Origin of the sequence: Ruania alba (assembly GCF_900105765.1) — a bacterium.
Taxonomy (GTDB): Bacteria; Actinomycetota; Actinomycetes; order Actinomycetales; family Beutenbergiaceae; genus Ruania; species Ruania alba.
The window spans coordinates 137,297-161,507 of record NZ_FNTX01000002.1 but is presented as its reverse complement, the minus strand read 5'-3'; the positions used below and the strand labels follow the sequence as shown (position 1 = coordinate 161,507).

Here is a 24,211-nt window from a genome sequence, read left to right as displayed (position 1 = left end):
CGTCGCCCGCCTGCGCCATGTGTGGCGGCACAGGCGGGCGCCCGGGGTGGTCAGAGACCCAGGCGCTCAGCGAGGAAGCGATACGCAAGGGCGCTCATGTGCGCGGCCTGCGCGTTCGTAGCCGCACCGCCGTGCCCACCCTCGATGTTCTCGTAGTAGGTCACGTCCTTGCCGGCGGCGAGCAGCTGCGCCGCCATCTTCCGGGCGTGCCCGGGATGCACCCGGTCGTCCCGGGTGGAGGTGGTCAGCAGCACCGGCGGGTAGTCGGCCTCGGCATCGAAGAGGTGGTACGGAGAGAACGTCCGGATGAACTCCCACTGGTCCGGGTCATCCGGGTCGCCGTACTCGGCCATCCAGGAGGCGCCGGCGAGTAGCTGCGAGTAGCGCTTCATGTCCAGCAACGGCACCTGGATCACGACAGCGCCGAACAGCTCGGGGTACTGAGTGAGCAGGTTCCCGGTAAGCAGCCCCCCGTTCGAGCCGCCCTGCACCCCGAGATGCTCGGCACTGGTGACGCCTCGTGCCACCAGGTCCTTGGCGACGGCGGCCATGTCCTCGTAGGCCCGGTGCCGGTTCTCCTTCAGCGCCGCCTGGTGCCAGGCCGGCCCGTACTCGCCGCCGCCGCGGATGTTCGCCAGCACGTACACCCCGCCGCGCTCCAGCCAGGCGCTGCCCATCGCCCCGGAATAGGTGGGGGTGAGGGAGATCTCGAACCCGCCGTACCCGTACAGCAGCGTCGGGTTCGACCCGTCGGAGGTGAGATCCTCCCGGCGCACCAGGAAGTACGGCACCTGCGTGCCGTCGTCGGAGGTGGCGAAGTGCTGCTCGATGAGCAGCCCCGACGGATCGAAGAACTGCGGCATCGCCTTCAGCGGCTCCGGCTCGGAGCCGATCTCGGCGATGGACAGGGTGGTCGGGGTGAGGAAGTCCGTGGCGTAGAGCCAGACGGCGTCCGATCGTCGCGAGTCCACCGGAGCCACGGCCACGGTGCCCGCGTGCGGGGCGCCGACGAATTCCGTGGAACGGAACCGGCCGGCATCGGGAGTGAGCACCACCAGGCGGTTCTTCACGTCGTCGAGGATGTTCAGCACCAGATGGTGCCGGGTCCAGGTGTAGTCGGCCAGGGAGGTACCGGCGGTCGGCTCGTAGAGCACGTGGAAGTCGCGGGAACCGGCGATGAAGGTGTCGAACCCGAGGGCCAGCAGTGATCCACCGGCGTAGGTCTGCGTGATGGTGCGTCCGGCCCCGTCGACGTCATCGACGGTCCAGTCCTCCCGCAACTCCACGGTGAGCCACTCGCGGTGCACGCCGGCGTTCGCCGAGTTCGGGATGTCGATCAGGGTGAGCTCGCCGTCGTCGCCGAGCAGGTACAGCTCGTCGTTGTAGAACGCGAGCGCCCGGGAGACGAAGTCCCGCTCGAACCCGGGCGTGGAGTCGTGCATCGCGGCGATGTACAGGTCATCCTCGCGACCCTCGTAGACCACCTCGGCCTGCTCCACCGGTGTACCGCGCCGCCACCGGCGGGCGATCCGCGGGTAGCCGGACGAGGTCATCGTGCCTTCGCCGGTGTCGGTGAAGACGAAGAGGGTGTCGGAGTCGATCCAGGACGTGCCGCCCTTGGACTCGGGGCGGTAGAAGCCGCCGTCGACGAATTCCTTGGTCTGCAGGTCGAACTCACGCGAGACGTCGGCGTCGGCGCCGCCGCGGGAGAGGTCCACGATGGCCAGGCGGTACGCGTCCGGGCCGGTGCGCAGCACGCTCGCGCCGTGCCATACCCAGTTGGCATCCTCGGCCTCGTTCAGGGCGTCGACGTCGAGGACGATCTCCCACTCGGGCTCGTCCGTGCGGTAGGACTCCAGGGTGGTGCGCCGCCAGATGCCGCGCTCGTGCTCGGCGTCCCGCCAGAAGTTGTAGTAGTGCTCGCCCACCTTGGAGATGTCCGGGATCTTCTCGTCCGAGTCCAGGATCGTGCGGATCCGGTTCCGGGTGGCCACGAACTCCTCGCTCCCGGCCAGGGCGGTGGCCTGCTCGGCATTGCGGGCACGGACCCACTCGAGAGCGTCCTCGCCCTCGACGTCCTCGAGCCAGATGTAGGGGTCCTGGGGGAGTCGGTCACCGCACGTCCTTCCGATCGGGTGGAGCACTCAGCCTACGGGGCGTGCGGCGTGCGACTGCCCGGGTGGTCGGCGATGAGAATCAGACGGTCGTGGCGGTGGCCGGACGCTCCGCGGCGCGACGGGCCCGGCGTTCGCGCCACTCGGCATTGCGCTTCTTCGCGCCGATCGACGTGAGGATGCTGACGACGAGGGCCGGGACGAACATGAGGTACAAAGCGATGTTTTCCATGGCCACGACGCTATGGTCCCGCAGGCGTGGATCCATCCGCCGGCGGAGTGAACTGTGAACTCCATCCTGCGGGGGAGGTCTGTCGGGCCCACACCTCCGCCGTCGGGCTTCCGCATCTCGATACGAAACGACTTGCCTTGTAACCGATTACTGTCTACGGTTAACCGTCAACGAGACAGTACGTACTCAACGAGGAGGTCGTTGGATGGACAGCCGTAGCGCCTGGCGTGGGTCCGTCGCCGCAGTGCGCCCGGCGCCCGCGCTCGGCCAGCACGTGGTCGATCACCTGCGCCGGCTCATCATCACCGGAGAGCTCCTGCCCGGCACCCACCTGGTGGAGGCACAGCTGTCCGACACCTTCGACGTGAGTCGCGGCCCGATCCGGGACGCTCTGCGCCTGCTGGAGACTGAGGGCCTCGTGGAGTCCCGCCGTCGCGGAGTCTTCGTGATCGGCCTCAGCATCGACGACATCGACGAGCTCTACTCTCTCCGCCGGCTGATCGAAGCCCACGCTGTCGCCTTGTGCATGGAGGGACCCGAGCGCGACTTCACGGCCGCCCAAGGTGCCATCGAGCAGATGGCCCAGGCTGCCGACCGTCAGGACTCGGCCGATTTCGCCCGCGCCGATCTCGACTTCCACAGTGCCTTCTACACGGTCGCGGGGCACCGCCGCCTGGAGTCGGTGTGGCTGCAGTACCGCCCCACCTTCGCCACCATGCTCTCGGTCACGAACGCCGAGGACCGTGACCTCGGCCCTACCTACCGCGACCACGTGGAGCTGCTGCAGAAGATCAGCGACCGCTCCACCGACGCCCTCGACCTCCTGAACGAGCATCTGGAGGGCTCGCGCCGCCGGATGCTCGCCGCTTACACCCGTCACTTCGACACCACGCCAACGAAGGAGTTGTCCTCATGAACCGCATCCCCCGTATCGCCACCACTGCCGCACTCGCGGCCTCCGCCCTCACGCTCGCCGCCTGCAGCAGCGGCGATGACACCGGAGCCAACTCCGATGCCGACGCCGGAGCCTTCCCCGAGGAAGACATCACCCTCATCGTCCAGGCCGCGGCCGGTGGCGGCTCCGACCTCTCCTCCCGGGCACTGGCCACCGAGCTGGAGGAGATCCTTGGAGTTTCCATCGTGGTGGAGAACCGGCCCGGGGCGTCGGGCTCCACGGCGATGCAGTACGTGGCCGATCAGGACCCCGACGGCTACACCATCGGGTTCGTCCCGGTCGAGATCGCCATGCTCGGCCACCAGAACTTTGACGTGGACCCGGCGAACTACGATTTCCTCGGCCAGATCATGCTCGCTCCGGGCGTCATCTCGGTGCCCACTGACAGCCCGTACGAGACGCTCGACGACCTCGTCACCGCGGCGCAGTCCGAGCCGCTCTCGGTGGCCAACTCCGGCGCCGGCTCGATCTGGGAGGCCGCGGCGCTCGGCCTGGCCGACTCCTCCGGCGCGCAGCTGACCTCCGTCCCGTTCGATGGTGGCGCCGAGGCCGTCACGGCAGTGATCGGGGGCCAGGTGGACGCCGCCGTCGGTGGCACCGGAGAGACCTCCGCCGCCTACGCTGACGGCCAGCTGCGCCCGCTGGCGGTGTTCCACGACGAGCGCCACCCGGCGCTGGAGGACATCCCGACCGCCGCCGAGGCCGGCTACGAGCTGGAGTTCGGTGGCTGGGGCGGTATCTACGCTCCCGTCGACCTCCCGGACGAGGTCCGTTCCACGCTCGAGTCCGCGATCGAGGAGGCCGCCACCTCGGAGAGCTTCGTGAGCACGATCGAGAACACCGGCGCCATCGCGGTGTACAAGAACGCCGACGAGTTCACCGAGTTCGTCAACGCCGAGTACGAGCGCTTCGGTGGGCTGCTCGGAGACAGCTGATGCAGAGTTCGGAGACCGGCCCGGCACCAGCGCCTGAGAACCAGGCGCTGGCCGCCGGGCCGTCCCGGCGGCTGGAGATCGTCTGTGCGGTGATCGCCATCGCGGGGAGTGCGCTGCTGGTGATCGCTGCCCAGCAGATCGAGGTGCGTAACGAGACCGGTGGGATCGACCCGCGCTGGTGGCCCACCGTGCTCGGTGCTGCTGCCCTCACGTTCGGCGTGGTCCTCGCGGCTGTAGCCGTGCTGCGTCCGCCGTTCTCCCGGGACGATCTGGAGTCCGCCACCCGGGTCGGATGGGTGCGACTCGTCGTGTCCCTCGCCATCGCGGTGGTCTACCTCGTCCTCTGGCCGCTCACCGGGTATCTGATCGCCACGTTGCCGATGCTGGTGGTCCTCACCTGGCTCTTCGGTGGCCGCGGCTGGAGAACCCTGGCCGTCTTCCCGGTGGCCATGACGGGCTTCACCTACGCCCTGTTCCACCTCGTCCTGAAGGTTCCGCTGTGAGTGCGTTCGCCGAGGGCCTCAGCGCCCTGCTCGACCCGACCGTTGCCGTCTGCCTGCTCGTCGGTCTCCTCATCGGGACCCTGGTCGGGATGTTCCCCGGCGTCACGGGCTCGATGGCGGTGGCTTTGGCCGCCGGGTTCACGCTCACGCTCGATCCCGTGCAGGGCCTCGCCGTGCTGCTCACCATCTACGTGGGCGCCAACTACGGGGACCGCATCCCCGCGATCCTCGTCAACACCCCCGGCACGCCCGCCGCGATCGCCACCACCCTCGATGGGTATCCGTTGGCGAAACAGGGCAAGGGCGGTCTGGCGCTGGTGAGTTCAGCCATCGTGACCACCGGCGGCATCCTGCTCTCGGTCGTGGTGTTCATCTTCGCGGCACGGCCGATCGCCTCGATCGCACTCGAGTTCGGGCCGGCGGAGATGTTCGCACTGGTGGTCTTCGGCCTGACGGTGATGATCTCGATCTCCTCCCGTTCGCTCCTCAAGGGGGCGCTCGCAGGCATCGCCGGCCTCGCGATCGCGACCATCGGCCGTGACCCGATCACCGGAGACGAGCGCTTCGTCTTCGGCCTCAATGACCTCAACAGCGGCCTGCCGTTCATCGCGGTGATCATCGGCCTGTTCGGCATCGCTGAGCTCTTCGACCAGCTCCTCACCCACCACCCGGGGACGGCCCAGATCGTCTCCAGCCTCGGCCGCTGGTGGCCCACCCGCGCCGAGTACAAGCAGATGGCGCGCCCGTTCGCACTCTCCTCGGTGCTCGGCACCGTCGTGGGAGCGGTCCCGGCAGCCGGCGGTGACATTGCCGGGCTGATCGGCTGGGACCGGGCGAAGCGGATGTCCAAGCACCCGGAGAAGTTCGGCAAGGGGTCCCTGGAGGGCCTCACCGCTGCCGATACCGCCTCCTCAGCCACGCTCGGCGGCTCCCTCACCACCACCATGGCCCTCGGCGTCCCCGGAGACTCGGTGATGGCGGTGATGCTCGGCTCGATGCTCATCTGGGGCCTGCAGCCCGGACCGTCGATGTTCGTGCAGCGCCCCGAGCTGGTCGCCTCCATTGCCGGGATCATGATCATCGCCACCGTGCTCTCCCTTGGGATCAGCCTGGTGCGCAGCCAGGGCATGGTGAAGATCCTCGACCTGCCGCGGCACTACATCTGGGTCGGCATCCTGCTGTTCTGCATCGTCGGCACCTACACCACGTCCAACAACATGTACACGGTCTGGGTGATGCTGCTCTCGGGCGTGGCGGGCGTGATCATGAAGCGCACCGGCTTCCCGCCCGGCCCCGTCGTGCTCGGCCTGCTGCTCGGCCCACTCGCGGAGTCGAACCTGCGCCGCGCGCTGCTCATCGACGGCCCGAGCACTCTGGTGACCCAGCCGATCGCCGCTGCCCTGCTGCTGCTCGCCGTCTTCTCCCTGGCGATGCCCCTGATTCGCCGAGCACGGGCCGCCCGGAAGATGAACACCACCGCACAGCCCGTCGAGGTGGACCGCACGTGAGCACCGCTGTCCCGGACTTCCTCCAGCGCGAGTTCGTCGCCGTCGATTCTCCCGCCTGGCAGCAGGCGCACGCTTCCAGCGTGCTGATGGCCGACGGCGCAGCTCTGGTCGCGTGGTTCGGTGGCACCCGGGAGGGCACACCGGACAACCGCATCTTCGTGGCCCGCCGGGATTCTGGCGCCTGGTCCGCCCCCGAGGTGGTCGCCGAGGGGGACGTAGCGCACTGGAATCCGGTGCTCGCCACCGGCCCGGGCGGTCAGACCTGGCTGTTCTTCAAACGAGGCAGCCGGATCTCGACCTGGCGCACCTGGGTGCGACGCTCGGCCGACGGCGGCCGCACCTGGTCCGAGGCGGCCGAGCTCGTCCTCGGTCCGGACGGTGCTGCGGGGCGCGGACCGGTGAAGAACCCTCCCGTGTGGCTCCCCGGAACCTGGCTGGCCCCCGCCTCGACCGAGACCTCAGGCACCGACGAGCCCGCCCGGTGGGAACCGTTCGTGGACCGCTCCACCGACGGCGGCCGCACCTGGACGCCTGTGCCGATCCCCGTGGACCGGGCCGCTCTGCGGGGGCCGGGCCTGATCCAGCCGACGCTCGTCGCCCGCCCCTGGGGCGTGCTGGCGTTGATGCGCAGCACCGAAGGGACGGTGTACCGATCGGAGTCCACCGACGGCGGCCGCACCTGGTCTCCGGCAGCGCCCACCTCATTGCCGAACAACAACTCCGGGCTGACCGCCCTCTCCCTGCCCGACGGGCAGATGGCGTGCGTGCACAACCCGGTCTCGGGGACTGGGCGCCCCGGTGCCCGCTGGTGCTCTCGGTGAGCGAGGATGACGGACACACCTGGCGGACCGCCGTCGTGCTGGAGGATGGGCGCACGCCCGTGCACCCGGACCTGCCACCGAGCCTTCCGCCGTCGGACCCGTTCGACGCGGCCGACGACGGCGTCCGCACCACCGGCGTGGGGGAGTACTCCTATCCGGCGGCGGTGCTGGACGGCCACGACCTGCTCATCACCTACACCTGGCAGCGCCGCGGCATCGTCGCGGTGACCGTGCCGCTCGAGAAAGTCCTAGGAAGGAACCCCGCGTGACCGCATCCCGTACCTGCTCCATCATCAGCGCAGTCCCCGTCCCGTTCACCCCGGCTGGTGATCTCGACACGGACACCTTCGCCGCCACCCTCCGCGCGATCGACGCACACGTGGACGGCGCGCTGATCGCGGGCACGACCGGTGAGTTCCCGGCGCTGGACGACGCCGAGCGGCTGGAGCTGTTCCGGGTGGGTGTGGACGTGCTCGGAGCCGACCGGGTGATCGCCCACCTCGGGCACGGCAGCACGCGGCAGGTACTCCGGCTGGCCGAGGGGACCGCGGCACTGGGCATCTCCCGATTCGCCCTGCTCTCCCCGTACTACCTGCCTACCGACGACGACGGCGTGGTGGAGTTCTTCGACGCCCTCTGCCGGGCGCACCCCGCAGCGAGCGTCTATGCCTATCTGTTCCCGGAGCGCACCGGGATGGACGTCTCCGCCGAGGTCCTCGGCCGCGTGATGGCGCTGCCGGGCATGGTCGGAGTGAAGCTCTCCGGTGGCGCCTCGGAGCAGATCGCCGAGTACGCCGCCGTGCTGCGGGACGGCCAGGAACTGTACTCCGGCAACGATGCGACCCTTCCCGGGGTACTGGACGCGGGCGGGACCGGTGTGGTCTCGGGGGTCTCCTCGGCCTTCCCGGAGACGTTCTCGAGGCTCGCCCGGGCCCTGCGGTCCGGGGATGAGCAGGAGATCGCCGCCGCACAGGCCGACGCCGCGGGCGTGGTGGCTCTCGCCGGTCCGAGCGTGACCCGGCTGAAGGCGGCACTCGCGGCTCGCAGCGGTGCGTCCTGGTCCAGCCGGATGGCGCTGCCGACGGTCGATACTGCCACTCAGGCGGAGATCAGGACGGCGGTGGCACAGCACGGGTGAGGCTCGGTCAGCGACTACCCGGCCGACCACACCTCCGCCGCAGTCAGGAACGCCGAGGAGGTGGGGCGCTGCGCCGTCGAGTCGGCCACCACCTGCCCGGGCAACGGTGACCCGGCCACGCTGATGCTGCCCTGCGCCGTCGGCGCGAGCACGAGCGATAGCGCGTGCGGGCTCCCGCCCAGGTCGAAGGAGCCGGTCCCGAACGTACGCCGGTCCAGCACACCGCTGGCGCGCACCTCGATGTCCCCGGCCCTGGCGTGCAGGGAGTCCAGGTCGAGGTCCACCTTCACGGGCACCTCCTCCACCATCGGTTCGGGCCACGCGAGCCCGTCGACCTCGGGGAAGTGACGCGTGAAGTCGCGCTCCAGCCAGCGCGCCAGCACCGGATCCGCACCGAGCAGCCGCACCCGCCCACCGGACCACAGCACCAGGGCGGTGCCGGTGCCGTGGGTGGACCACTCGCAGACCCACACGGACGCGATCGCCGTGGTGGCGTGCGCGTCATCCTTCAGCACGACGATCGGGTTGGCACCCACGAGGAGCACGGGCATGACCTCAGCGTAGGGTGGCGAGCCGCCGCGATGCGTCGAAAAGGCTGGCCCCGCGGTGAGCCCGCTCCTACGCTCGCGCCATGACCTCACGCATCTCGCACACCTCCGTCGACTCCCGCGATGCCTACGCCCAGTCGGTCTTCTGGAGCCAGGTGCTCGGCTATACCCAGGATCCGGAGAACCCTGACCTGCCCGGGGACGAGGAATGCATGATCTTCTCCCGGGACGGCAGGCACAAGGTGCTCTTCATCGAGGTGCCCGAGGGTAAGCAGGTGAAGAACCGGCTGCACTTCGACCTCGCACCCACTGACCTCACCCGAGACGAAGAGGTAGACCGGGTCCGTGGGCTAGGCGCCACGCAGGTGGCCGATCACCGCAACCCCGACGGCGGGGGCTGGGTCACGCTCGCCGATCCCGAGGGCAACGAGTTCTGCGTGCTCCGTGGGGACCTGGATCGGGAGGATCCTTGGGCGCACATGGTGCGCTGATGCCCGACGGCGGCCGCTCGCCCGGGACGATCGCGTCGCCTCAGTGCCCGGATCGCCAGGCGGGGTCGCGCCCGGCCATCCCGAGCACACGGTCCAGCAGCGGTGCGTCCGCTGCCACCGCCACGGGTGCACCGAACATCCCCTCACGTTCGGCGGCGGCCTGCTCCGGGTCCGGGTTCGGGGTGACGATCGGCACGATCGCCTCCAGCTCGTCCGTCCCCGGCTGGTACGCCTGCCCGGTGGCCACGGCCAAGTCCCAGCCGTGCAGCAGCACCTCGTCCAGGGCGATCAGGCCGCACACCTCACCCGGCAGCTCGACCCCGCCGGCCCGCGTCATGCCCTCCCAGGCCGCCGGCTCCTGCCAGGCCTCCGCCAGCTCGGTGAGCCGCTCGGCCAGGAGTTCTCGCCAGCCGGGCGGGAGTGGCTCAGTGACCGGCTGCGGTGGCGTGTTGGTGGTGGGCCCGTCGATCTTCGCCGCGGCGTCGCGGAACGCCACGCTCAGGCCGAGCAGGTGCTGCACGAGCTGTTCCACCGGTGCGTCCATGGGCGTGGGGTCGGCCAGTTGGTCGTCCTGGACGTGGGTTGCCAGGCCTGCGGTCCGGGCGGTGGTCGCTGTGAGATCGAACATGAGCGGTTCCCCTTTTAGCTAGTGCTGTCCTGAGGTAGACCGGCCGTGCCGGTGAAACTCATCGATCCGATGTGCGCTCAATGGGCTGCGCGGGCCGCGTCCCGGGCGGTGACGAACGCGGTCACGCACGCCTCGACGTCCTCCGGTGTGTGTGCCGCGGACAGTTGTACCCGGATCCGGGCCTTCCCCCGCGGCACCACCGGGAAGCTGAAAGCCGTCACGTACACCCCACGTGTGAGCATGGCCTCGGCCACCGCGACGGCCACGGACGCATCACCGAACATCACCGGCACGATCGGGTGCTCGCCAGGCAACAGGTCGAACCCCTCCGCCGTCATCCGTTCCCGGAACTGTGCGGCGTTTGCCGCCAGCCGCTCACGCAGCTCACCGGCACCACTGACCAGATCCAGGGCGGTGAGCGTGGCCGCCACTATTGACGGTGCCAGCGAGTTCGAGAACAGGTACGGGCGGGCGCGCTGGCGCAGCAGGTCCACGATCTCGGCCCGCCCGGCGACGTATCCGCCGGATGCACCGCCGAGCGCCTTGCCGAAGGTGCCGGTAAGGATGTCCACCCGGTCGGCCACCCCGGCGTGCTCCGGGGTGCCGGCGCCGGTGGCGCCCATGAACCCGACGGCGTGGGAGTCGTCCACCATCACCAGCGCCTGGTGCTGCTCGGCCAGGTCGCAGATCTGCTCCAGCGGGGCCAGGTAGCCGTCCATCGAGAACACGCCGTCGGTCACCACCAGCACCCGCCGGGCCCCAGTGGACCGTGCCTCCTCGAGCCGCGCGGCCAGGTCGGTCATGTCCCGGTTCGCGTACCGGTACCGCCTCGCCTTGCACAGCCGGATCCCGTCGATGATCGAGGCGTGGTTCAGCTCGTCCGAGATCACCGCGTCCTCCGGGCCGAGCAGCGTCTCGAACACGCCACCGTTGGCGTCGAAGCAGGAGGAGAACAGGATCGTGCCGTCGGTGCCGAGGAATCCCGAGACGCGTCGTTCCAGCTCCAGGTGCAGATCCTGGGTGCCGCAGATGAACCGCACCGAGGCCATCCCGAAGCCGCGCTCGTCCAACGCCCGGTGCGCCGCGGCCAGGATGTCCGGGTGATCGGCCAGACCCAGGTAGTTGTTCGCGCAGAAGTTCAGCACCTCGGCAGGTGCACCCTGACTGCCTGCGGAAGGGCCGCCGTCGGGCGCTCCGGCCAGCACGTGCGCGGACTGGGGCGAGGAGATCGCCCGTTCCTGTTTGTACAGGCCGGCCGAGCGGAGCTCGTCCAGCTCGGCCTGCAGTTCTCCAGCGATCGCGTACATGGGCTCCTCCTACAGGGTCGTCCAGTCCAGCACCACTTTGCCGCCCGCCCCGGCGTGAGCGGCCGCGAACCCGGCCTCCCACTCGGTAGCCGGCAGCCTGTCGGTCACCACTGAGGTGATCGCGTGCAGCAGCCAATCGCTGGTCTGCAGCATCGAGCTCATCGCGTTCCAGGTCTCGAACATCTCCCGCCCGTAGATGCCCTGCAGCGTGAGCATCTGCGTGACTACCAGGGACCAGTCGAGGTCGATCGACTGGCTCGGCAGACCGAGCAGGGCGATCTTCCCGCCATGGTTCATCACCCGGATCATCTCCGGCAGGGCGCTCGGGTGGCCGGACATCTCCAGGCCGACGTCGAAGCCCTCCCGCAGGTGCAGCACCTCCGGGGCGCGGTCCACCGGTGTGCCCGAGACGTTCAGCGCCAGGTCCACCCCCATCCGCTCGGCGATCGCGAGACGCTCGGGTGAGATATCGGTGATCGCGACGTAGCGCGCACCTGCGTGGCGCACCACGGCCGCCGCCATCAGGCCGATCGGGCCGGCCCCGGTGATCAGCACGTCCTCGCCCACCACACCGAACTTCAGTGCCGTGTGCACCGCATTGCCGAACGGGTCGAAAATCGCCCCGAGGTCGGCGGTGACGGCGTGCCCGCCCTCGCGGGTGTGCGACCAGACGTTCTCCTGCGGGATCACCACGTACTCGGCGAACGCCCCGTCCCGCTGCACGCCCACGCTGACGGTGCGGATACAGAGCTGACGGCGCCCGGCCCGGCAGTTGCGGCACATCCCGCACACGATGTGACCCTCGCCGGAGACGAGCTCGCCGATCGCGACGTCGTGCACCATCTCACCCACGGCGACGACCTCGCCGTAGAACTCGTGCCCCGGGATCAGCGGCGCCGGCACCATGGATGCGGCCCAGGGGTCCCAGTCCAGGATGTGCAGGTCCGTGCCGCAGATCCCGGTGGTGTGCACCCGGATCTTCACCTCCCCGATGCCGGGCTCAGGTTCGGGGCGATCGACGAGCTCCAGCCCAGGGTGCGGGCCGGCCTTGTAGAGGGCTTTCATCGCTGAGGATCCTCCTGGCGTGTGTCCAGATGGTGGAACGCTATCAAGGGTGCCGAGCGGGCCGGCCGCAGGGGAGAGGTGTCCATTGCGTGAGCCGGCGCCGGCGCTAGCGTGGGGATCATGTCGATACCCCCGCCGCCCGCCCCGACCTCCACCACGGGGCCGAAGATCCTCACCTTCTCCGGTGCGGCGGTCCTCGTACTGGCCATCGCGGTGATCGTGGTGGTGGTGCGGCTGTTCCTCTCCGTGCTCCCGTTCGGCGTCGTGGCCGCCGACGGCGCGCCCGGCCCGGACGCAGCCGGTGGCACCGAGGTGCCCGGCACCGTGAGTCTCGAGCTGACGGCGGACAGCACCTATGTGGTCTACCTTGCCCACCCGAGTGGGCTCGACGGCGTCGAGCTGGCCGAGGCGGTGACCGTCACCGGTCCTGGTGGCACGCCGGTGGCAGGGATCCCGGCACCGGCGAGCAGCTCGACAATGAACGGGGTGACGGCGCAGGACGTGTTCGCCTTCCGGACTGACGCTGCGGGGGAGTACACGGTGGCTGCCCCGGCGCTCGCAGACTCCGCGGCCACCCCCTGGGCCACCGTGGTGGTGGCGGAGGGGCATGACATGCAGGGCTTCTTCGGTGGTCTCTTCGGCAGTGTCTTCGGGGTGTTCGCCGCGATCGCGCTGGGTGTGGCCGGTGTCGGGATGACGCTCGGCGGGGCGATCTGGTGGTACATCCGCGTGCACCCGCAACGGCCGTACGCGCCTCATTGACGTGACCGATCAGTGTCTTTCGAGGGTGTCGCCGACGCGGGCTGACACGTAGTCTCGAGCCATGGCCGATCTGCATGATCTGACCGCCCGCGAACTGGCCGCTGCGATCCGCTCCGGGACGACCTCACCGGCGGAGGTGCTGGCCCACACCGAGGCCAGGATGGAGGAGCTCGGCGAGCGCATCGGTGCCTTCGTCACCGCCGCCCCCGAGCTCGCTCGCACAGAGGCTGACGACGCGGCACGCCTCCTCGCCGATCACGACGCCGAGACGCTCGCCGCCGAGCACCCGCTGCTCGGCGTCCCGTTGCCGATCAAGGACCTCACCATGGTGGCCGGCGTGCCGATGCGGGCCGGGAGCGCCGCCATGGATGGGTTCGTCCCGCCGGCCGACGACGGCATCGTCACCCGATTCCGTGAGGCCGGCAGCGTGATGGTCGGCAAGACCAACACCCCGAGATCGGGCTGCCCTGCTACACCGAACCCGAGATCGCACCCCCGGCCCGCACCCCCTGGGACCTGACCCGATCCGCCGGTGGTTCCTCCGGCGGGGCCGCGGCGGCCGTCGCGGCCAGGATCGTGCCGATCGCGCACGGCAGCGACGGTGGCGGCTCCCTCCGTATCCCGGCCAGTGCGTGCGGGCTGGTCGGGCTCAAGGCCAGCCGTGGGCGGGTCTCGAACGGGCCGCTCGGCGTGGACGGGGCGGCGCTGGCCACGCAGGGTGTGCTCACCCGGGACGTGCGGGACACGGCACTGGCGCTGGACCTGCTCAGCCGCCCGTGGCCTGGCGACTCGGCGCTGCTGCCCGGCCCGCAGACCTCCTTCCTCGATGCATGTGAGCGGCGTGGGCAAGGGTTGCGCGTGGGGGTCGTGACCACGCCGTTCATCACGCCCGAGGCGCCGGTGCATGGTCAGGCAAGGGCCGCCGTCGAGCGAACCTCCCGGGTGCTGGAGGAGATGGGCCACCAGGTGAGCGAGGCGCCGGTGCCGTTCCAGCCGGAGGAGTGGACCCCATTCCTGGACGTGTGGTCGGTGATGGCGGCGACTGCGCCGATCCCGCCGGAGGCCGAGCACCTGCTGGTGCCGTTGACCCAGTGGATGCGCGAGCGCGGCCGGGGCGTGAGCGGCCTGGCGTACGCCCGCGCGATCGGCGCCGGGCAGCAGCGCACCCGGCAGGCGGCCGCCCGGTGGGCCGAGTTCGACGTGATCTGCATGCCGACCCTGGCGCAGCCGCCCGCGCCGATCGGCTCGATTCGCAACGACGCCGACCCGGAGGCGGACTTCTGGGCGCAGTGCGCTTTCACCCCGTGGACCAGCACCTGGAACATTCTCGGGTGGCCGGCGATCTCTCTGCCGGTGCACTGGGCGCCAGCGTCTCCCGACGGCGGCCCCGACCTCCCGTTCGGCGTGGCCCTGGGTGCGGGGCTGGGTGGCGAAGAGCGGCTGCTTTCCCTGGCGGCCGCGCTGGAGGAAGCGATGCCCTGGGCGGACCGCCGGCCACCGGTGAGCTGACGATCAGCCCATGCGGGCACAGCGATCCCGCCGAGGACCAGGCGGACCATGGTGTTCGCCCCTCACCACCATCACGTGCGCCGGCCCGCCCGTTCCGCGAACGCGTCGAGGGCTTGAGTCACCTCGCGGGCGTGCCACGTGCGGTTGCGGCGGCGGCCCGCGACCGCTTGGGTGAGGATGCCGACCGACTCGAGCGCGTCGATGGCGGCCTGTGCGGTGTGGGCGGAAACGCCGAGTTGTGCCTGGATGTGCCGCACTGTCACGACCGGTTGGCCGATGAGCACGTCGATGGTGCGCCAGACGGCGGCACCGCGACGTGCCGTGATCGCTTCCCGCCACCGTGAGTCGATCTCATGGATGTCGGCGAGAAGCTGATGGCCGTTGGCCAGCGCCCGGAAGGTGGCTTCGATCATCCCTACCAGCAGGGGAGCAAGATCGCCTTCGCGATATGCGGTCAGGGTTCTCACGTAGTCTGCGGTGTCGGTGAGCAGTCCTGCGGAGATGGGCACGGTGACGCGACGTGAAAGTCCCGAACGCCGGACCATGGCATGCACGAGCGCCCGGCCTGTGCGCCCATTGCCGTCGGTGAAGGGGTGGATGGTCTCGAACTGAGCGTGCGCGATCGCCGCATGCACGAATGCAGGGAGATCGGTACGAGCGGTGAACGTGACCAGATCATCCATCGCAGCCTGGACGCGGCTGTGATGAGGGGGAACGAAGGTGGCGCGGTGTGGCCCCGCGGCGTCGCCGCCGATCCACACCTGCTGAGTCCGCCACGTGCCTCCGGTATGGAGCGTCTGCCTCGCCATCAGCGCAGCGTGCATCTCCACGATGGTCTCAGTGGAGATGTCGCTGGCACGATTCAGAGCGGCCTGTATCGCCGAGACATTGCCGGAGACCAGGCGTGCGTTGGCACTGGCCTCCTCACCGAGTTCGGCGAGGGCGAGCTGGCGGGCGCCGACGGTGATGTTCTCGATCTGTGAGGAGGCCGCCGACTCCGAGCGCAGCAGTACCGCGCTGATCGGGGCGATCTCCCGGTCGCCGAGAACCTCGGAGGCGGCGTTGTCGAAGCGTGCGACCTGCACCGCCGCATCTTCGGCCTCCGTGGCCAGCTCAGATGGAACGAGAACAGAGAGGTCTGTGATCGGCGGGACGACGGCAGACTCGTAGGGCCCACTCGCGGCCCGGCGCCTGCGATGCGAGAACAGCTGGCGTCGGCAGGCTGCCAGTCATGGGTCTCATACGTGAGCGTCGGCCAGTCACAGTGAAATGGCGGTGTCGTTTCATTCACTACCATCGCCTCCTTATTGAAATTTATCTCATAACCTTCAATAAGGATCGGTGGCTTCACACACTGCCACGGCCGACGGCGCGAGCAGGCGGCTGTGTGAAGTCCGACCGGGAATCGCCGGCCAGGCGAGAGCAGCCTCAGCGGCGCCGCTTGCGCCAGGAGAACCAGCCGAACGCCACCCCGGAGAGCAGCACGAGCACCCCGATCACGGGGATCCACGGCACGTTGAGCCCTTCGCCGGCACCGGGAACCGGGCCGGTCGCCCGGAGGGCAGGGTCGTCAGAACTCAGGTGCCACGTCACGGACGAACCGGACAGGTCGCCGTCATGAGCGGTCACGCCGTTCGGGAAGGTGACGGTCAGGTCCACCGACCACGGCGCGGCGTCCTCGGTGGCGTTCAGCTCACTGAAGTCTCCGGTCACCACGTACTCGTCCCCATCCCGGGTGATCGTGAGCGCGTTCCCGGTGGCCGAGGCCACCCGGTCGAGGGGCGTGCGGGTGAGCGTGAGGGTGATGCCGGTGTACTCGCCGTCGTCGTAGCGCTGCCCGGTGACCCCCTCGTCCGGGGCCGCGGCGAGGTCCTCTTCGATCCCGTCCACCAGGCTCTCCGGGTCCTGCCCCTGCTCGATCATCCAGGCTCGCTCGACGGCGACCGTCACCTCCCCGGAGAGCGTGTCCGTCTCCGAGATGGTCACCTCGCCCTCCACCCGGAGGCAGCCGGCCAGCAGGGTGAGGCCGAGAATGGCGACCAGGGCAGTCAGGATTCGCTTCACGGTCCGAGTGTGTCACCCGTCGCTGAATGATCTGCCGGTCAGTGCCTGCCGGATCGCGGTCGCGCACCTCGTGGCATCGCCCTCGCCGTAGCGGGTGCGCGGCCAGAAGAACCCGCGCAGCCCATCGCCCTTGGTCCGGGGGACCACGTGCAGGTGCAGGTGCGGCACTGACTGGCTGACCACGTTGTTAACCGCCACGAAGGTGCCCTGCGCCCCGAGGGCTGTGGGGATGACGCTGGCCAGCCGCTGCCCGGCGGACCAGAACGCGCCCGCCAGGTCGGCCGGCAGATCCGGCAGGGTGGGGACGTGCCGGCGCGGGACGAGCAGGGTGTGCCCCTGGAAGACGGGGCGGGCATCGAGGAAGGCGACCACGTCCGGCTCGTCCATGACGACGTGCGCCTCGAGGTCGCCGCTGACGATGCGGCAGAACGTGCACGGTGCACCGTCGATGCTGACCATGCTGCCATCGTGTCAGGCGCGTGCCGTCGCTGGGGAGAACGCCCCTGGCGTGGATATTGCGGATGCGAGACGCTGCCGGCTCCGATCGAGACATTCATCACCCGGGTCTGCACGGGGCGAGGCGGCCGGGCCCACATGTTCCTGACATGAAGAACGGCCGACCCGTGCCGGGCCGGCCGTCCGAGAGAGTGGTTCAGTTCTCTCCGAGCTTGCCGTCGAGGAAGTCCCTGCCCTTGTCGATGTGCTCGGAGTGCTGGCCGCCGGTCTTCTCGTCAGCGAAGTTCGCGGCAGCGTCGAGGCCCTGGTCGGTCTGCTCCTCGTTCTTGAGCGCCTCGGAGGCCTTGTTCTTGATGTCGTCGAATCCCACCATGCGGATCTCCCTCTCCTCGGGACGGTTCAGGCACCGGAATAGTGCCCTGCGCCACAGTGTGTCTCATTTCGGTCACGGACGCATCGCGGGGCCGGTGAACCGCGGGTGAAGACGAGGCGAAGAGCCACGATCAGAGTTGAGTGGAATAGACTCAACCCTGGTCCCGTTGCACCGGTCAGACACTGACCTATCCGGAGGATTGATGGACACCAAGCTCACCACCAAGTCCCAAGAAGCCGTTGCCGCCGCCGTGCAGTCCGCCACCCAGGCGGGGCATGCGCAACTCGAACCCGTGCATCTCCTGGGTGCGCTTCTCGAACAGACTGACGGGGTCGCCGTCGCCCTGCTCGGCGCCGTAGGCGCCGATCGGACCCACCTGGCCCAGCAGGTGCGGGGGATCACGGCCGCTCTCCCTGCCGCGGCAGGCACCTCGGTGACCCAGCCGCGGATGTCCCGTGCCATGCTCACCGCCATCGAGGCTGCCGGCGACGAGGCCAAGGCACTCGGGGACGAGTACGTCTCCACCGAGCATCTCCTGCTCGGCCTGGCCAAGGACGCCGGGACCATCGGAGATGCGCTGCGCTCAACCGGAGCCTCCCGTGATCAGCTGCTCGAGGCGCTGCCGCAGGTGCGTGGCTCGGCTCGGGTGACCACTCCGGATCCGGAGGGCACTTTCCAGGCGCTCGAGAAGTACGGCGTCGATCTCACGGCGGCCGCCCGCGAGGGCAGGATCGATCCGATCATCGGGCGCGACTCCGAGATCCGTCGGGTAGTGCAGGTGCTCTCTCGGCGGACCAAGAACAACCCTGTGCTGATCGGCGACCCCGGCGTCGGCAAGACGGCCGTCGTGGAGGGTCTCGCGCAGCGCATCGTGGACGGCGACGTCCCCGACTCGTTGCGTGACAAGCGCCTCATCTCCCTCGACCTGGCCGCGATGGTGGCCGGTGCGAAGTACCGGGGCGAGTTCGAGGAGCGGCTCAAGGCCGTGCTGGATGAGATCAAGAGCTCCGATGGCGAGATCGTCACCTTCATCGACGAGCTGCACACAGTGGTCGGAGCCGGCGCCTCCGAGGGGTCCATGGACGCCGGCAACATGCTCAAGCCGATGCTCGCCCGTGGTGAGCTGCGGATGGTCGGAGCCACCACGCTGGACGAGTTCCGCGAGCATGTGGAGTCCGACCCTGCCCTGGAGCGCCGGTTCCAGCAGGTGTTCGTCGGGGAGCCGTCAGTGGATGACACCGTGGCGATCCTGCGCGGGATCGCGCCCAAGTACGAGGCGCACCACCAGGTGACGATCGCCGACGGCGCGCTGGTAGCGGCCGCGCAGCTCTCCGATCGGTACATCACCGGCCGGCAGTTGCCGGACAAGGCGATCGACCTGATCGATGAGGCAGCATCCCGCCTGCGGATGGAGCTGGACTCTTCCCCGGTGGAGATCGACGAGCTCCGCCGCGCCGTGGACCGGCTGAAGATGGAGGAGTCCTATCTGTCGGAGTCCGACGACGACGCCTCCCTCGCCCGACTGGAGAAGCTGCGCGCCGACCTCGCCGACCGGTCGGAGGAGTTGGCCGCACTGAACGCGCGGTGGGAGGCCGAGAAGGCCGGGCACAACCGGGTCGGAGACTTGAAGGCCCAGCTCGATGCGATGCGTACCGAGGCCGAGCGCGCCCAACGGGAAGGTGACCTGGAGAGGGCCTCGCGCCTGCTCTACGGGGAGATCCCCGCAGTGGAGCAGCAGATCGCCGAGGCCGAGGCGGCCGAGTCGCAGACGAGTGCGACGACGGATCCGATGATCGCTGACCATGTGGGCGTCGAAGAGATTGCCGAAGTGGTCGGTGCCTGGACCGGGATCCCGACGGGCCGGCTGCTCGAGGGGGAGACCCAGAAGCTGCTGCACATGGAGGACGAACTCGGCCGCCGCCTGATCGGTCAGGGTGATGCGGTGCGCGCCGTCTCCGATGCTGTGCGCCGCTCGCGTGCGGGCATCGCCGATCCCGACCGGCCCACCGGATCGTTCCTGTTCCTCGGGCCCACCGGGGTGGGAAAGACCGAGCTGGCCAAGTCGCTGGCGGACTTCCTCTTCGACGACGAGCGCGCGATCGTGCGCATCGACATGAGCGAGTACGGGGAGAAGCACTCCGTGGCTCGTCTCGTCGGTGCCCCGCCCGGGTACGTCGGGTACGAGGAGGGTGGTCAGCTCACCGAGGCCGTTCGCCGTCGCCCGTACTCGGTGGTACTGCTGGACGAGGTGGAGAAGGCGCACCCGGAGGTCTTCGACATCCTGCTCCAGGTGCTCGACGACGGTCGGCTCACCGACGGCCAGGGGCGCACCGTGGACTTCCGCAACGCCATCCTGGTGCTCACCTCGAACCTGGGGTCCCAGTTCCTCGTGGACGCCACTCTGGAGACGGCGCAGAAGCGGGAGCGGGTGCTCGAGGCTGTGCGGGCCGCGTTCAAGCCCGAGTTCCTGAACCGGCTCGACGAGGTGGTCGTCTTCGACGCGTTGAGCGTCGACGAGCTGGGGAGCATCGTGGACCTGCAGCTGGAGCGGATGGCGGCCCGGCTCGCCGACCGGAGGCTCACCCTCGACGTCACCGCCGCCGCCCGCGAGTGGTTGGCGCTGGAAGGGTATGACCCTGCCTACGGGGCGCGGCCCCTGCGCCGCCTCATCCAGCGCGAGATCGGCGATCAGCTGGCGAAGATGCTGCTCGCCGGCGAGATCGCTGACGGCGGGACCGTGGCGGTCGACCGGCCAGAAGTGCTGAACGAGTCCGGGCTCGTGCTCAGGGCCGGTTGATCGTCCCCTCCGCAGAGAATGGCTCGTCGTTCTGGTTGCTCTGACCAGAACGACGAGCGATTCCTCTGTGAGCGGTCTGCTGCGTCAGCTGATCTCCACGTCACCGGAGACGAACGTCCCCTGCATGGTTGACCCCTCGCTGACGGCGGCGATGCAGGTGAACTTGCGGTCGCCGGCGTCCCAGGTGGACTGTGAGGGGTAGAGGGCGAGGTAGGTCAGCCCGGTGGTGTCCATGCCGTCGGGCAGCATCCCCTGGAGCTCCTCGAGGCAGAACGGGTCCGCCTCGTCCTGGAAGACGTCTTCGCCCGGGAACTCCGGATATGTGGACTCATCCACGACGAGCTCGGTGTAGACCTCCGCGGCGTGCGGTTCATTGCACGGAACCTGCTGCAAGTTCTGCTGGCTGTCGCGCTCGGTCGACTCCAGGCAGTTCCCCGGCAACAGGTCCACGTCCAGCACGGGCGCGGGCTCGGCCACGTCGTTCGGGTTGTTCAACTCACCCGCGGGCTCGGGCTCCGCACCGGTGGGCTCCTCTGAGGTGGGGTCGGCCACCGTGGGTGTCGGGTCTGGATCATCGCCGCCGGACATCAGGGCGCGGATCCCGAAGAAGCCACCGACGGCCAGGATGAGCACGACAACGATGATGCCGACGATGATCGGCGCCTTGCTCGAGCCGGGCGTGGGACCGCCGGGCGGTGGTGCCTGACCGTAGGGAGATCCCTGGCCATAGGCGGATTGTCCGTATCCCGGCTGCTGCGGCTGGCCGTATGCGGGCTGCTGGCCGTGTTGCCCGTACCCCGGGTGGTGTGGCTGGCCGTATCCGGGCTGCTGGCCCGGGTTCCCGTATCCCGGTTGCTCAGGCTGCCCGTAGCCAGGCTGCTGCGGGTGCCCGTATCCCGGCTGTTGGCCAGGCTGCTGGGGCTGCTGTCCGGGTTGCTGGTTCGGATCCCAGGGCGTCGTCATGCTCGCAGCCTATGAGTGCAGGTGCTCTCGATGCCAGGCCGGGTCGGGAGGAGAACTCCCCATGCTCACCCCGCCAGCAGGTCGCCCTCGAACGGACCGGAACCGCCCCGGGCCACGCACAGCACCTCGGTCACTCCCTGGTTCCAGGCCTCCTCTGACGGAGCGAGGTACCACGGGGTCAACGGCGTGCTGCTGGCCAGTTCGCTCACGGCCGGTGCACAGGCCTCCAGGGCTTGTTCAGCGACAGCGTCCGTGCCGGGGAAGTCACCGGTGAGCGGATGGCTCGAGATCGCCTGGGCGATGTGCTGCTGCTCGCACGGCACCAACCGCACTTCGCCGACGATCTGTCCCGGCGGCAAGAACTCGATGCAGTTGCCCACCGCGACATTGCTCGCGCCGACCGTGCGGGCCTCGGTCACGTCGCCTGCTTCCGGGCGTTCGACCATTCGGTCGATGGTGCCGTTTCCTGCGAGCACCACAGTCAGGAGCACCCATGCGATCGTGAAGAATGCGCCGAGCCCGATGCCGGTCCAGGCCAGGCCCATGCTGCGGCGCCGATGACGGCGCACCCGTCCGCGGGCCACCAGCCCTAGTGCGACGGCGACCGGGCCCAGCAGGGCGGTGGCCACCGAAGCGACGGCGGTGGGCTCGACCTTCGCGCGCTGCAGGACCGGGAAGGTGAATTCACCATAGGAACCCTGCGCTGCGTGGGGCTCTGGCGCGGGACGGCTGCCGTACATGCTCTGCCCGACCGGGCCCTGCGGTGTTGACTGCGGCGCCTGGGGGATCGGGGGGAGGGTGGGGTCGGCGGCCGGGCCAGGTCCGGTGTAGGGGGCCGCCTGACCGGATGGTGGTGCGTAGGGGGGTGTCTGGCCGGGCGGGGGCGCATCAGGGGCCGCCTGACCCGACGGGGGCGCGTAGGGGGTGCCTCCGGCCGGAGGGTTCTCAACGCCGGCAGCGGGGGCTTGCGGATGCGCCGGCGAGGGTTCGGGCCTGGTCCATTCGGCGCCCGTGGCGCCCCAGCTGTGCGGATCCGCCCATACGCCCTGCTCTGGCCCAGGAGCGTGCTCGGGCGCCGGCTGCTCGGGCTCCCCGGAGTGGTTCATGAGACGACCTTAGCCCGCATGCAGCAGGTGTGGATCTCATCCGTTGACATGTGACTGAATGGTCACCTATTGTGGCCGTGTGCTCGACGATGACCCCGTGTTCAAGGCGCTGGCGGACCCGATCCGCCGGCTGCTCCTGGACGTGCTGTTCGAACGGGAGGGTCGCTCTCTGGGTGAGCTGGAGGGCGCCGTGAACGAGCACGTGGAGATGACCAGGTTCGGTGTTGCCAAGCACCTGCGCCTGCTCGAGCAGGCAGGCCTGGTCGTCACGCGCAAGCACGGGCGAACGAAGCTGCACTACCTCAACCCCGTGCCGATCCAGCAGATCCACCGGCGGTGGATCGGCAAGTACACCGAGCGGGCGGGGATCGCGTCCGTCCTGCTCGGCATGAAGGAAACGATCGAGAGAACCGCGTCGGAACAGCCGGACGCGTCGGACCAGCCGGACCGACCGAACCGGTCAGACCCTGAACCGAAGGACGAACAATGAGCGAGAACCTGATCCAGGTCTACAGCATCTACATCCACGCACCTGCCGCCACCATCTGGAAGGCGATCACCGAGTCGGAGTACACCACCCGCTGGGGGTACGGCGGCGAGTCGGAGTACGACCTGCGGCCCGGTGGGGCGTACCGCAACCTCACCACACCCGAGATGAGGGAGATGGGAATGGGTGATGTCGCCGTCAGCGGCACTGTGGTGGAGGCCGACGAGCCGACCAAGCTCGTGCTCGACTGGTCCCCTGCCTGGCACCCGGACAAGGCGCCGACCCGCCTGACCTGGGAGCTCACCGAGTACCCCTCGGGCCTCACCCAGGTGGTGCTCACGCATGACCTGACGGCGGCACCGGAGCTGGCTGCCGAGGTCGCCGGAGGCGGGGAGCCTGCCCAGGGTGGCGGTGGCTGGCCGTGGTGCCTCTCCGGCCTGAAGACCCTGGTGGAGACCGGCAAGGAGATGGGCGCCTGACCATCAACTGACCCCCACCCGGCCACCCGGCCACCCACCCCCTTGCGCGAGTGCGGAGGATCTCGCTCACCTCGTGAGATATGAGCGAGATTCACCGCACTCGCGAAGCAGCGAGTGCGGGCACGGGCGCTCCTACTCGACCTCGAGCACCACCGGCACGTGATCCGAGGGCCCCTTGCCCTTACGCTCGTCCCGGTCGATCGTCACCACTCGCACCCGGTCGGCGAGAGGCACGGATGCCCAGGCGAAGTCGATCCGCATCCCCTCGTTCTTCGGGAAGCGCAGCCGCTGGTAGTCCCAATACGTGTACGCCTGCGCGATGTGCTCACGGGTGACCTCGCGGTACCCGGCGCTCGCGAACGCGGCGAACGCCTGTCGTTCGGCGGTCGAGACGTGTGTGGCGCCGTCGAATACCTCGATGTCCCACACGTCCTCGTCCTGCGGAGCCACGTTCCAGTCCCCGAGCAGGCCCACCGGCGTACCGCCCGCCGCCCACGTGGTGGCCGCCCCGCGCAGTGCGTCCAGCCACTCGAGCTTATACGCGTAGTGCGGGTCCTCCAGCGTGCGGCCGTTCGGCACGTACACACTCCACAGCCGGATCCCGGCGCAGGTGGCACCGATGGCGCGAGCCTCCACGTGTTCCTTCCACTGCGGCTGGCCCTCGAAGGACCGCTCCACGGCGTCCAGGCCCACCCGCGAGCAGATCCCGACGCCGTTCCACTGGTTGACGCCATGGTGTGCCACTTCGTAGCCGGCCGCCTCGAACGGCAGATGGGGGAACGCCTCATCCTTGGTCTTCGTCTCCTGGAGCAGCAGCACATCGACGTCGGTGCGTTCCAACCAGGCGACCACTCGTTCGGCCCGGGCACGGATGGAGTTCACGTTCCAGCTCGCAATTCGCACGCGATCACGGTAACTCCGATCGCCCCGACCTCCTGCCGAGCGCAACCGTGTGCGGCGTCTTCCCGCC

25 protein-coding genes and 1 pseudogene are annotated in these 24,211 nt (G+C 69.4%); 13 read left to right on the top strand and 13 right to left on the bottom strand.

What is annotated here, in order from left to right; all coding sequences use genetic code 11:
- Nucleotides 1-50 precede the first annotated feature (50 nt).
- The gene (locus BLU77_RS11255; protein ID WP_089773262.1) at nucleotides 51-2,144 is read right to left on the bottom strand and encodes a prolyl oligopeptidase family serine peptidase; all 2,094 of its coding nucleotides are present in this window, start codon (nucleotides 2,142-2,144) and stop codon (nucleotides 51-53) included.
- 52 nt (nucleotides 2,145-2,196) lie between these two features.
- Entirely contained in the window at nucleotides 2,197-2,346 is a 150-nt protein-coding gene (locus BLU77_RS22090) for a hypothetical protein (RefSeq protein ID WP_175477059.1), read from the bottom strand.
- Between the two features lie 205 nt (nucleotides 2,347-2,551).
- Between BLU77_RS22090 and BLU77_RS11245 the strand changes: the two genes are divergently transcribed.
- Genes BLU77_RS11245 through BLU77_RS11215 form a run of 7 tightly spaced genes read left to right on the top strand, consistent with a single transcriptional unit; the run spans nucleotide 2,552 to nucleotide 8,206 of the window.
- Complete coding sequence (locus BLU77_RS11245) at nucleotides 2,552-3,262, top strand: GntR family transcriptional regulator (protein WP_089773260.1); 711 nt, start codon at nucleotides 2,552-2,554, stop codon at nucleotides 3,260-3,262.
- On the top strand, nucleotides 3,259-4,236 hold the full coding sequence (locus BLU77_RS11240) for a tripartite tricarboxylate transporter substrate binding protein (RefSeq protein ID WP_089773259.1): 978 nt from the start codon (nucleotides 3,259-3,261) through the stop codon (nucleotides 4,234-4,236). Before BLU77_RS11245 ends, BLU77_RS11240 begins: the two co-directional genes overlap by 4 nt.
- Nucleotides 4,236-4,739 (top strand): tripartite tricarboxylate transporter TctB family protein, encoded by a 504-nt coding sequence (locus tag BLU77_RS11235; protein WP_089773258.1) that lies wholly within the window; start codon nucleotides 4,236-4,238, stop codon nucleotides 4,737-4,739. The genes BLU77_RS11240 and BLU77_RS11235 overlap by 1 nt, the downstream gene beginning before the upstream one ends.
- The gene (locus BLU77_RS11230; protein WP_089773257.1) at nucleotides 4,736-6,247 is read left to right on the top strand and encodes a tripartite tricarboxylate transporter permease; all 1,512 of its coding nucleotides are present in this window, start codon (nucleotides 4,736-4,738) and stop codon (nucleotides 6,245-6,247) included. Before BLU77_RS11235 ends, BLU77_RS11230 begins: the two co-directional genes overlap by 4 nt.
- Nucleotides 6,244-7,068 (top strand): exo-alpha-sialidase, encoded by an 825-nt coding sequence (locus BLU77_RS11225; protein WP_089773256.1) that lies wholly within the window; start codon nucleotides 6,244-6,246, stop codon nucleotides 7,066-7,068. Before BLU77_RS11230 ends, BLU77_RS11225 begins: the two co-directional genes overlap by 4 nt.
- A complete protein-coding gene (locus BLU77_RS22365; RefSeq protein ID WP_217632427.1) occupies nucleotides 7,065-7,337 on the top strand; it encodes a hypothetical protein in 273 nt (90 codons plus the stop codon). The genes BLU77_RS11225 and BLU77_RS22365 overlap by 4 nt, the downstream gene beginning before the upstream one ends.
- Entirely contained in the window at nucleotides 7,334-8,206 is an 873-nt protein-coding gene (locus BLU77_RS11215) for a dihydrodipicolinate synthase family protein (protein WP_175477058.1), read from the top strand. Before BLU77_RS22365 ends, BLU77_RS11215 begins: the two co-directional genes overlap by 4 nt.
- Nucleotides 8,207-8,220: 14 nt before the next feature.
- Here the strand turns inward: BLU77_RS11215 and BLU77_RS11210 are convergent, their stop codons facing one another.
- Nucleotides 8,221-8,757, bottom strand: coding sequence for a hypothetical protein (locus tag BLU77_RS11210; RefSeq protein ID WP_089773253.1), 537 nt, complete (start codon nucleotides 8,755-8,757; stop codon nucleotides 8,221-8,223).
- Nucleotides 8,758-8,837: 80 nt separating this feature from the next.
- On the opposite strand from BLU77_RS11210, the gene BLU77_RS22085 reads away from it, so the two are divergent.
- On the top strand, nucleotides 8,838-9,245 hold the full coding sequence (locus BLU77_RS22085) for a VOC family protein (RefSeq protein ID WP_089773252.1): 408 nt from the start codon (nucleotides 8,838-8,840) through the stop codon (nucleotides 9,243-9,245).
- Nucleotides 9,246-9,285: 40 nt separating this feature from the next.
- Here BLU77_RS22085 and BLU77_RS11200 read toward each other — a convergent pair whose 3' ends face one another.
- The 3 genes from BLU77_RS11200 to tdh all read right to left on the bottom strand — a co-directional run bounded on the left by BLU77_RS11200 (nucleotide 9,286) and on the right by tdh (nucleotide 12,245).
- Entirely contained in the window at nucleotides 9,286-9,873 is a 588-nt protein-coding gene (locus BLU77_RS11200; protein ID WP_089773251.1) for a TIGR03086 family metal-binding protein, read from the bottom strand.
- A 77-nt stretch (nucleotides 9,874-9,950) separates the two neighbouring features.
- Nucleotides 9,951-11,180, bottom strand: a complete 1,230-nt coding sequence (locus BLU77_RS11195) for a glycine C-acetyltransferase (protein WP_089773250.1) — start codon at nucleotides 11,178-11,180, stop codon at nucleotides 9,951-9,953.
- 9 nt (nucleotides 11,181-11,189) lie between these two features.
- Entirely contained in the window at nucleotides 11,190-12,245 is a 1,056-nt protein-coding gene (gene tdh, locus BLU77_RS11190; RefSeq protein ID WP_089773249.1) for an L-threonine 3-dehydrogenase, read from the bottom strand.
- A 120-nt stretch (nucleotides 12,246-12,365) separates the two neighbouring features.
- Here tdh and BLU77_RS11185 point away from each other — a divergent pair, with 120 nt between their 5' ends.
- Both BLU77_RS11185 and BLU77_RS11180 read left to right on the top strand, forming a co-directional pair.
- Nucleotides 12,366-13,007 carry a hypothetical protein gene (locus tag BLU77_RS11185; protein WP_139177743.1) on the top strand — a complete coding sequence of 214 codons (642 nt, stop codon included), beginning with the start codon at nucleotides 12,366-12,368 and terminating at the stop codon, nucleotides 13,005-13,007.
- Between the two features lie 61 nt (nucleotides 13,008-13,068).
- Nucleotides 13,069-14,516: pseudogene (locus BLU77_RS11180) on the top strand (amidase).
- A gap of 71 nt (nucleotides 14,517-14,587) precedes the next feature.
- Here the strand turns inward: BLU77_RS11180 and BLU77_RS11175 are convergent.
- The 4 genes from BLU77_RS11175 to BLU77_RS11160 all read right to left on the bottom strand — a co-directional run bounded on the left by BLU77_RS11175 (nucleotide 14,588) and on the right by BLU77_RS11160 (nucleotide 17,409).
- Nucleotides 14,588-15,601 (bottom strand): Fic family protein, encoded by a 1,014-nt coding sequence (locus BLU77_RS11175; RefSeq protein WP_217632426.1) that lies wholly within the window; start codon nucleotides 15,599-15,601, stop codon nucleotides 14,588-14,590.
- Nucleotides 15,602-15,944: 343 nt separating this feature from the next.
- A complete protein-coding gene (locus BLU77_RS11170) occupies nucleotides 15,945-16,580 on the bottom strand; it encodes an LppM family (lipo)protein (protein WP_089773247.1) in 636 nt (211 codons plus the stop codon).
- 12 nt (nucleotides 16,581-16,592) lie between these two features.
- The gene (locus BLU77_RS11165; protein ID WP_089773246.1) at nucleotides 16,593-17,039 is read right to left on the bottom strand and encodes an HIT family protein; all 447 of its coding nucleotides are present in this window, start codon (nucleotides 17,037-17,039) and stop codon (nucleotides 16,593-16,595) included.
- 193 nt (nucleotides 17,040-17,232) lie between these two features.
- On the bottom strand, nucleotides 17,233-17,409 hold the full coding sequence (locus BLU77_RS11160; protein ID WP_089773245.1) for an antitoxin: 177 nt from the start codon (nucleotides 17,407-17,409) through the stop codon (nucleotides 17,233-17,235).
- A gap of 202 nt (nucleotides 17,410-17,611) precedes the next feature.
- Between BLU77_RS11160 and clpB the strand changes: the two genes are divergently transcribed.
- Nucleotides 17,612-20,206 (top strand): ATP-dependent chaperone ClpB, encoded by a 2,595-nt coding sequence (clpB, locus tag BLU77_RS11155; RefSeq protein ID WP_089773244.1) that lies wholly within the window; start codon nucleotides 17,612-17,614, stop codon nucleotides 20,204-20,206.
- Between the two features lie 84 nt (nucleotides 20,207-20,290).
- Here the strand turns inward: clpB and BLU77_RS11150 are convergent, their stop codons facing one another.
- Nucleotides 20,291-21,169 (bottom strand): septum formation family protein, encoded by an 879-nt coding sequence (locus BLU77_RS11150; protein ID WP_089773243.1) that lies wholly within the window; start codon nucleotides 21,167-21,169, stop codon nucleotides 20,291-20,293.
- A gap of 65 nt (nucleotides 21,170-21,234) precedes the next feature.
- Entirely contained in the window at nucleotides 21,235-22,275 is a 1,041-nt protein-coding gene (locus BLU77_RS21775) for a DUF4190 domain-containing protein (RefSeq protein ID WP_139177742.1), read from the bottom strand.
- 79 nt (nucleotides 22,276-22,354) lie between these two features.
- Between BLU77_RS21775 and BLU77_RS11140 the strand changes: the two genes are divergently transcribed.
- Nucleotides 22,355-22,765: an ArsR/SmtB family transcription factor gene (locus BLU77_RS11140; protein ID WP_089775659.1), complete on the top strand. Its 411-nt coding sequence runs from the start codon at nucleotides 22,355-22,357 to the stop codon at nucleotides 22,763-22,765.
- Complete coding sequence (locus BLU77_RS11135) at nucleotides 22,762-23,241, top strand: SRPBCC domain-containing protein (protein WP_089773241.1); 480 nt, start codon at nucleotides 22,762-22,764, stop codon at nucleotides 23,239-23,241. Before BLU77_RS11140 ends, BLU77_RS11135 begins: the two co-directional genes overlap by 4 nt.
- Before the next feature lie 132 nt (nucleotides 23,242-23,373).
- Here BLU77_RS11135 and BLU77_RS11130 read toward each other — a convergent pair whose 3' ends face one another.
- A complete protein-coding gene (locus BLU77_RS11130; RefSeq protein ID WP_089773240.1) occupies nucleotides 23,374-24,144 on the bottom strand; it encodes an exodeoxyribonuclease III in 771 nt (256 codons plus the stop codon).
- Nucleotides 24,145-24,211 lie beyond the last annotated feature (67 nt).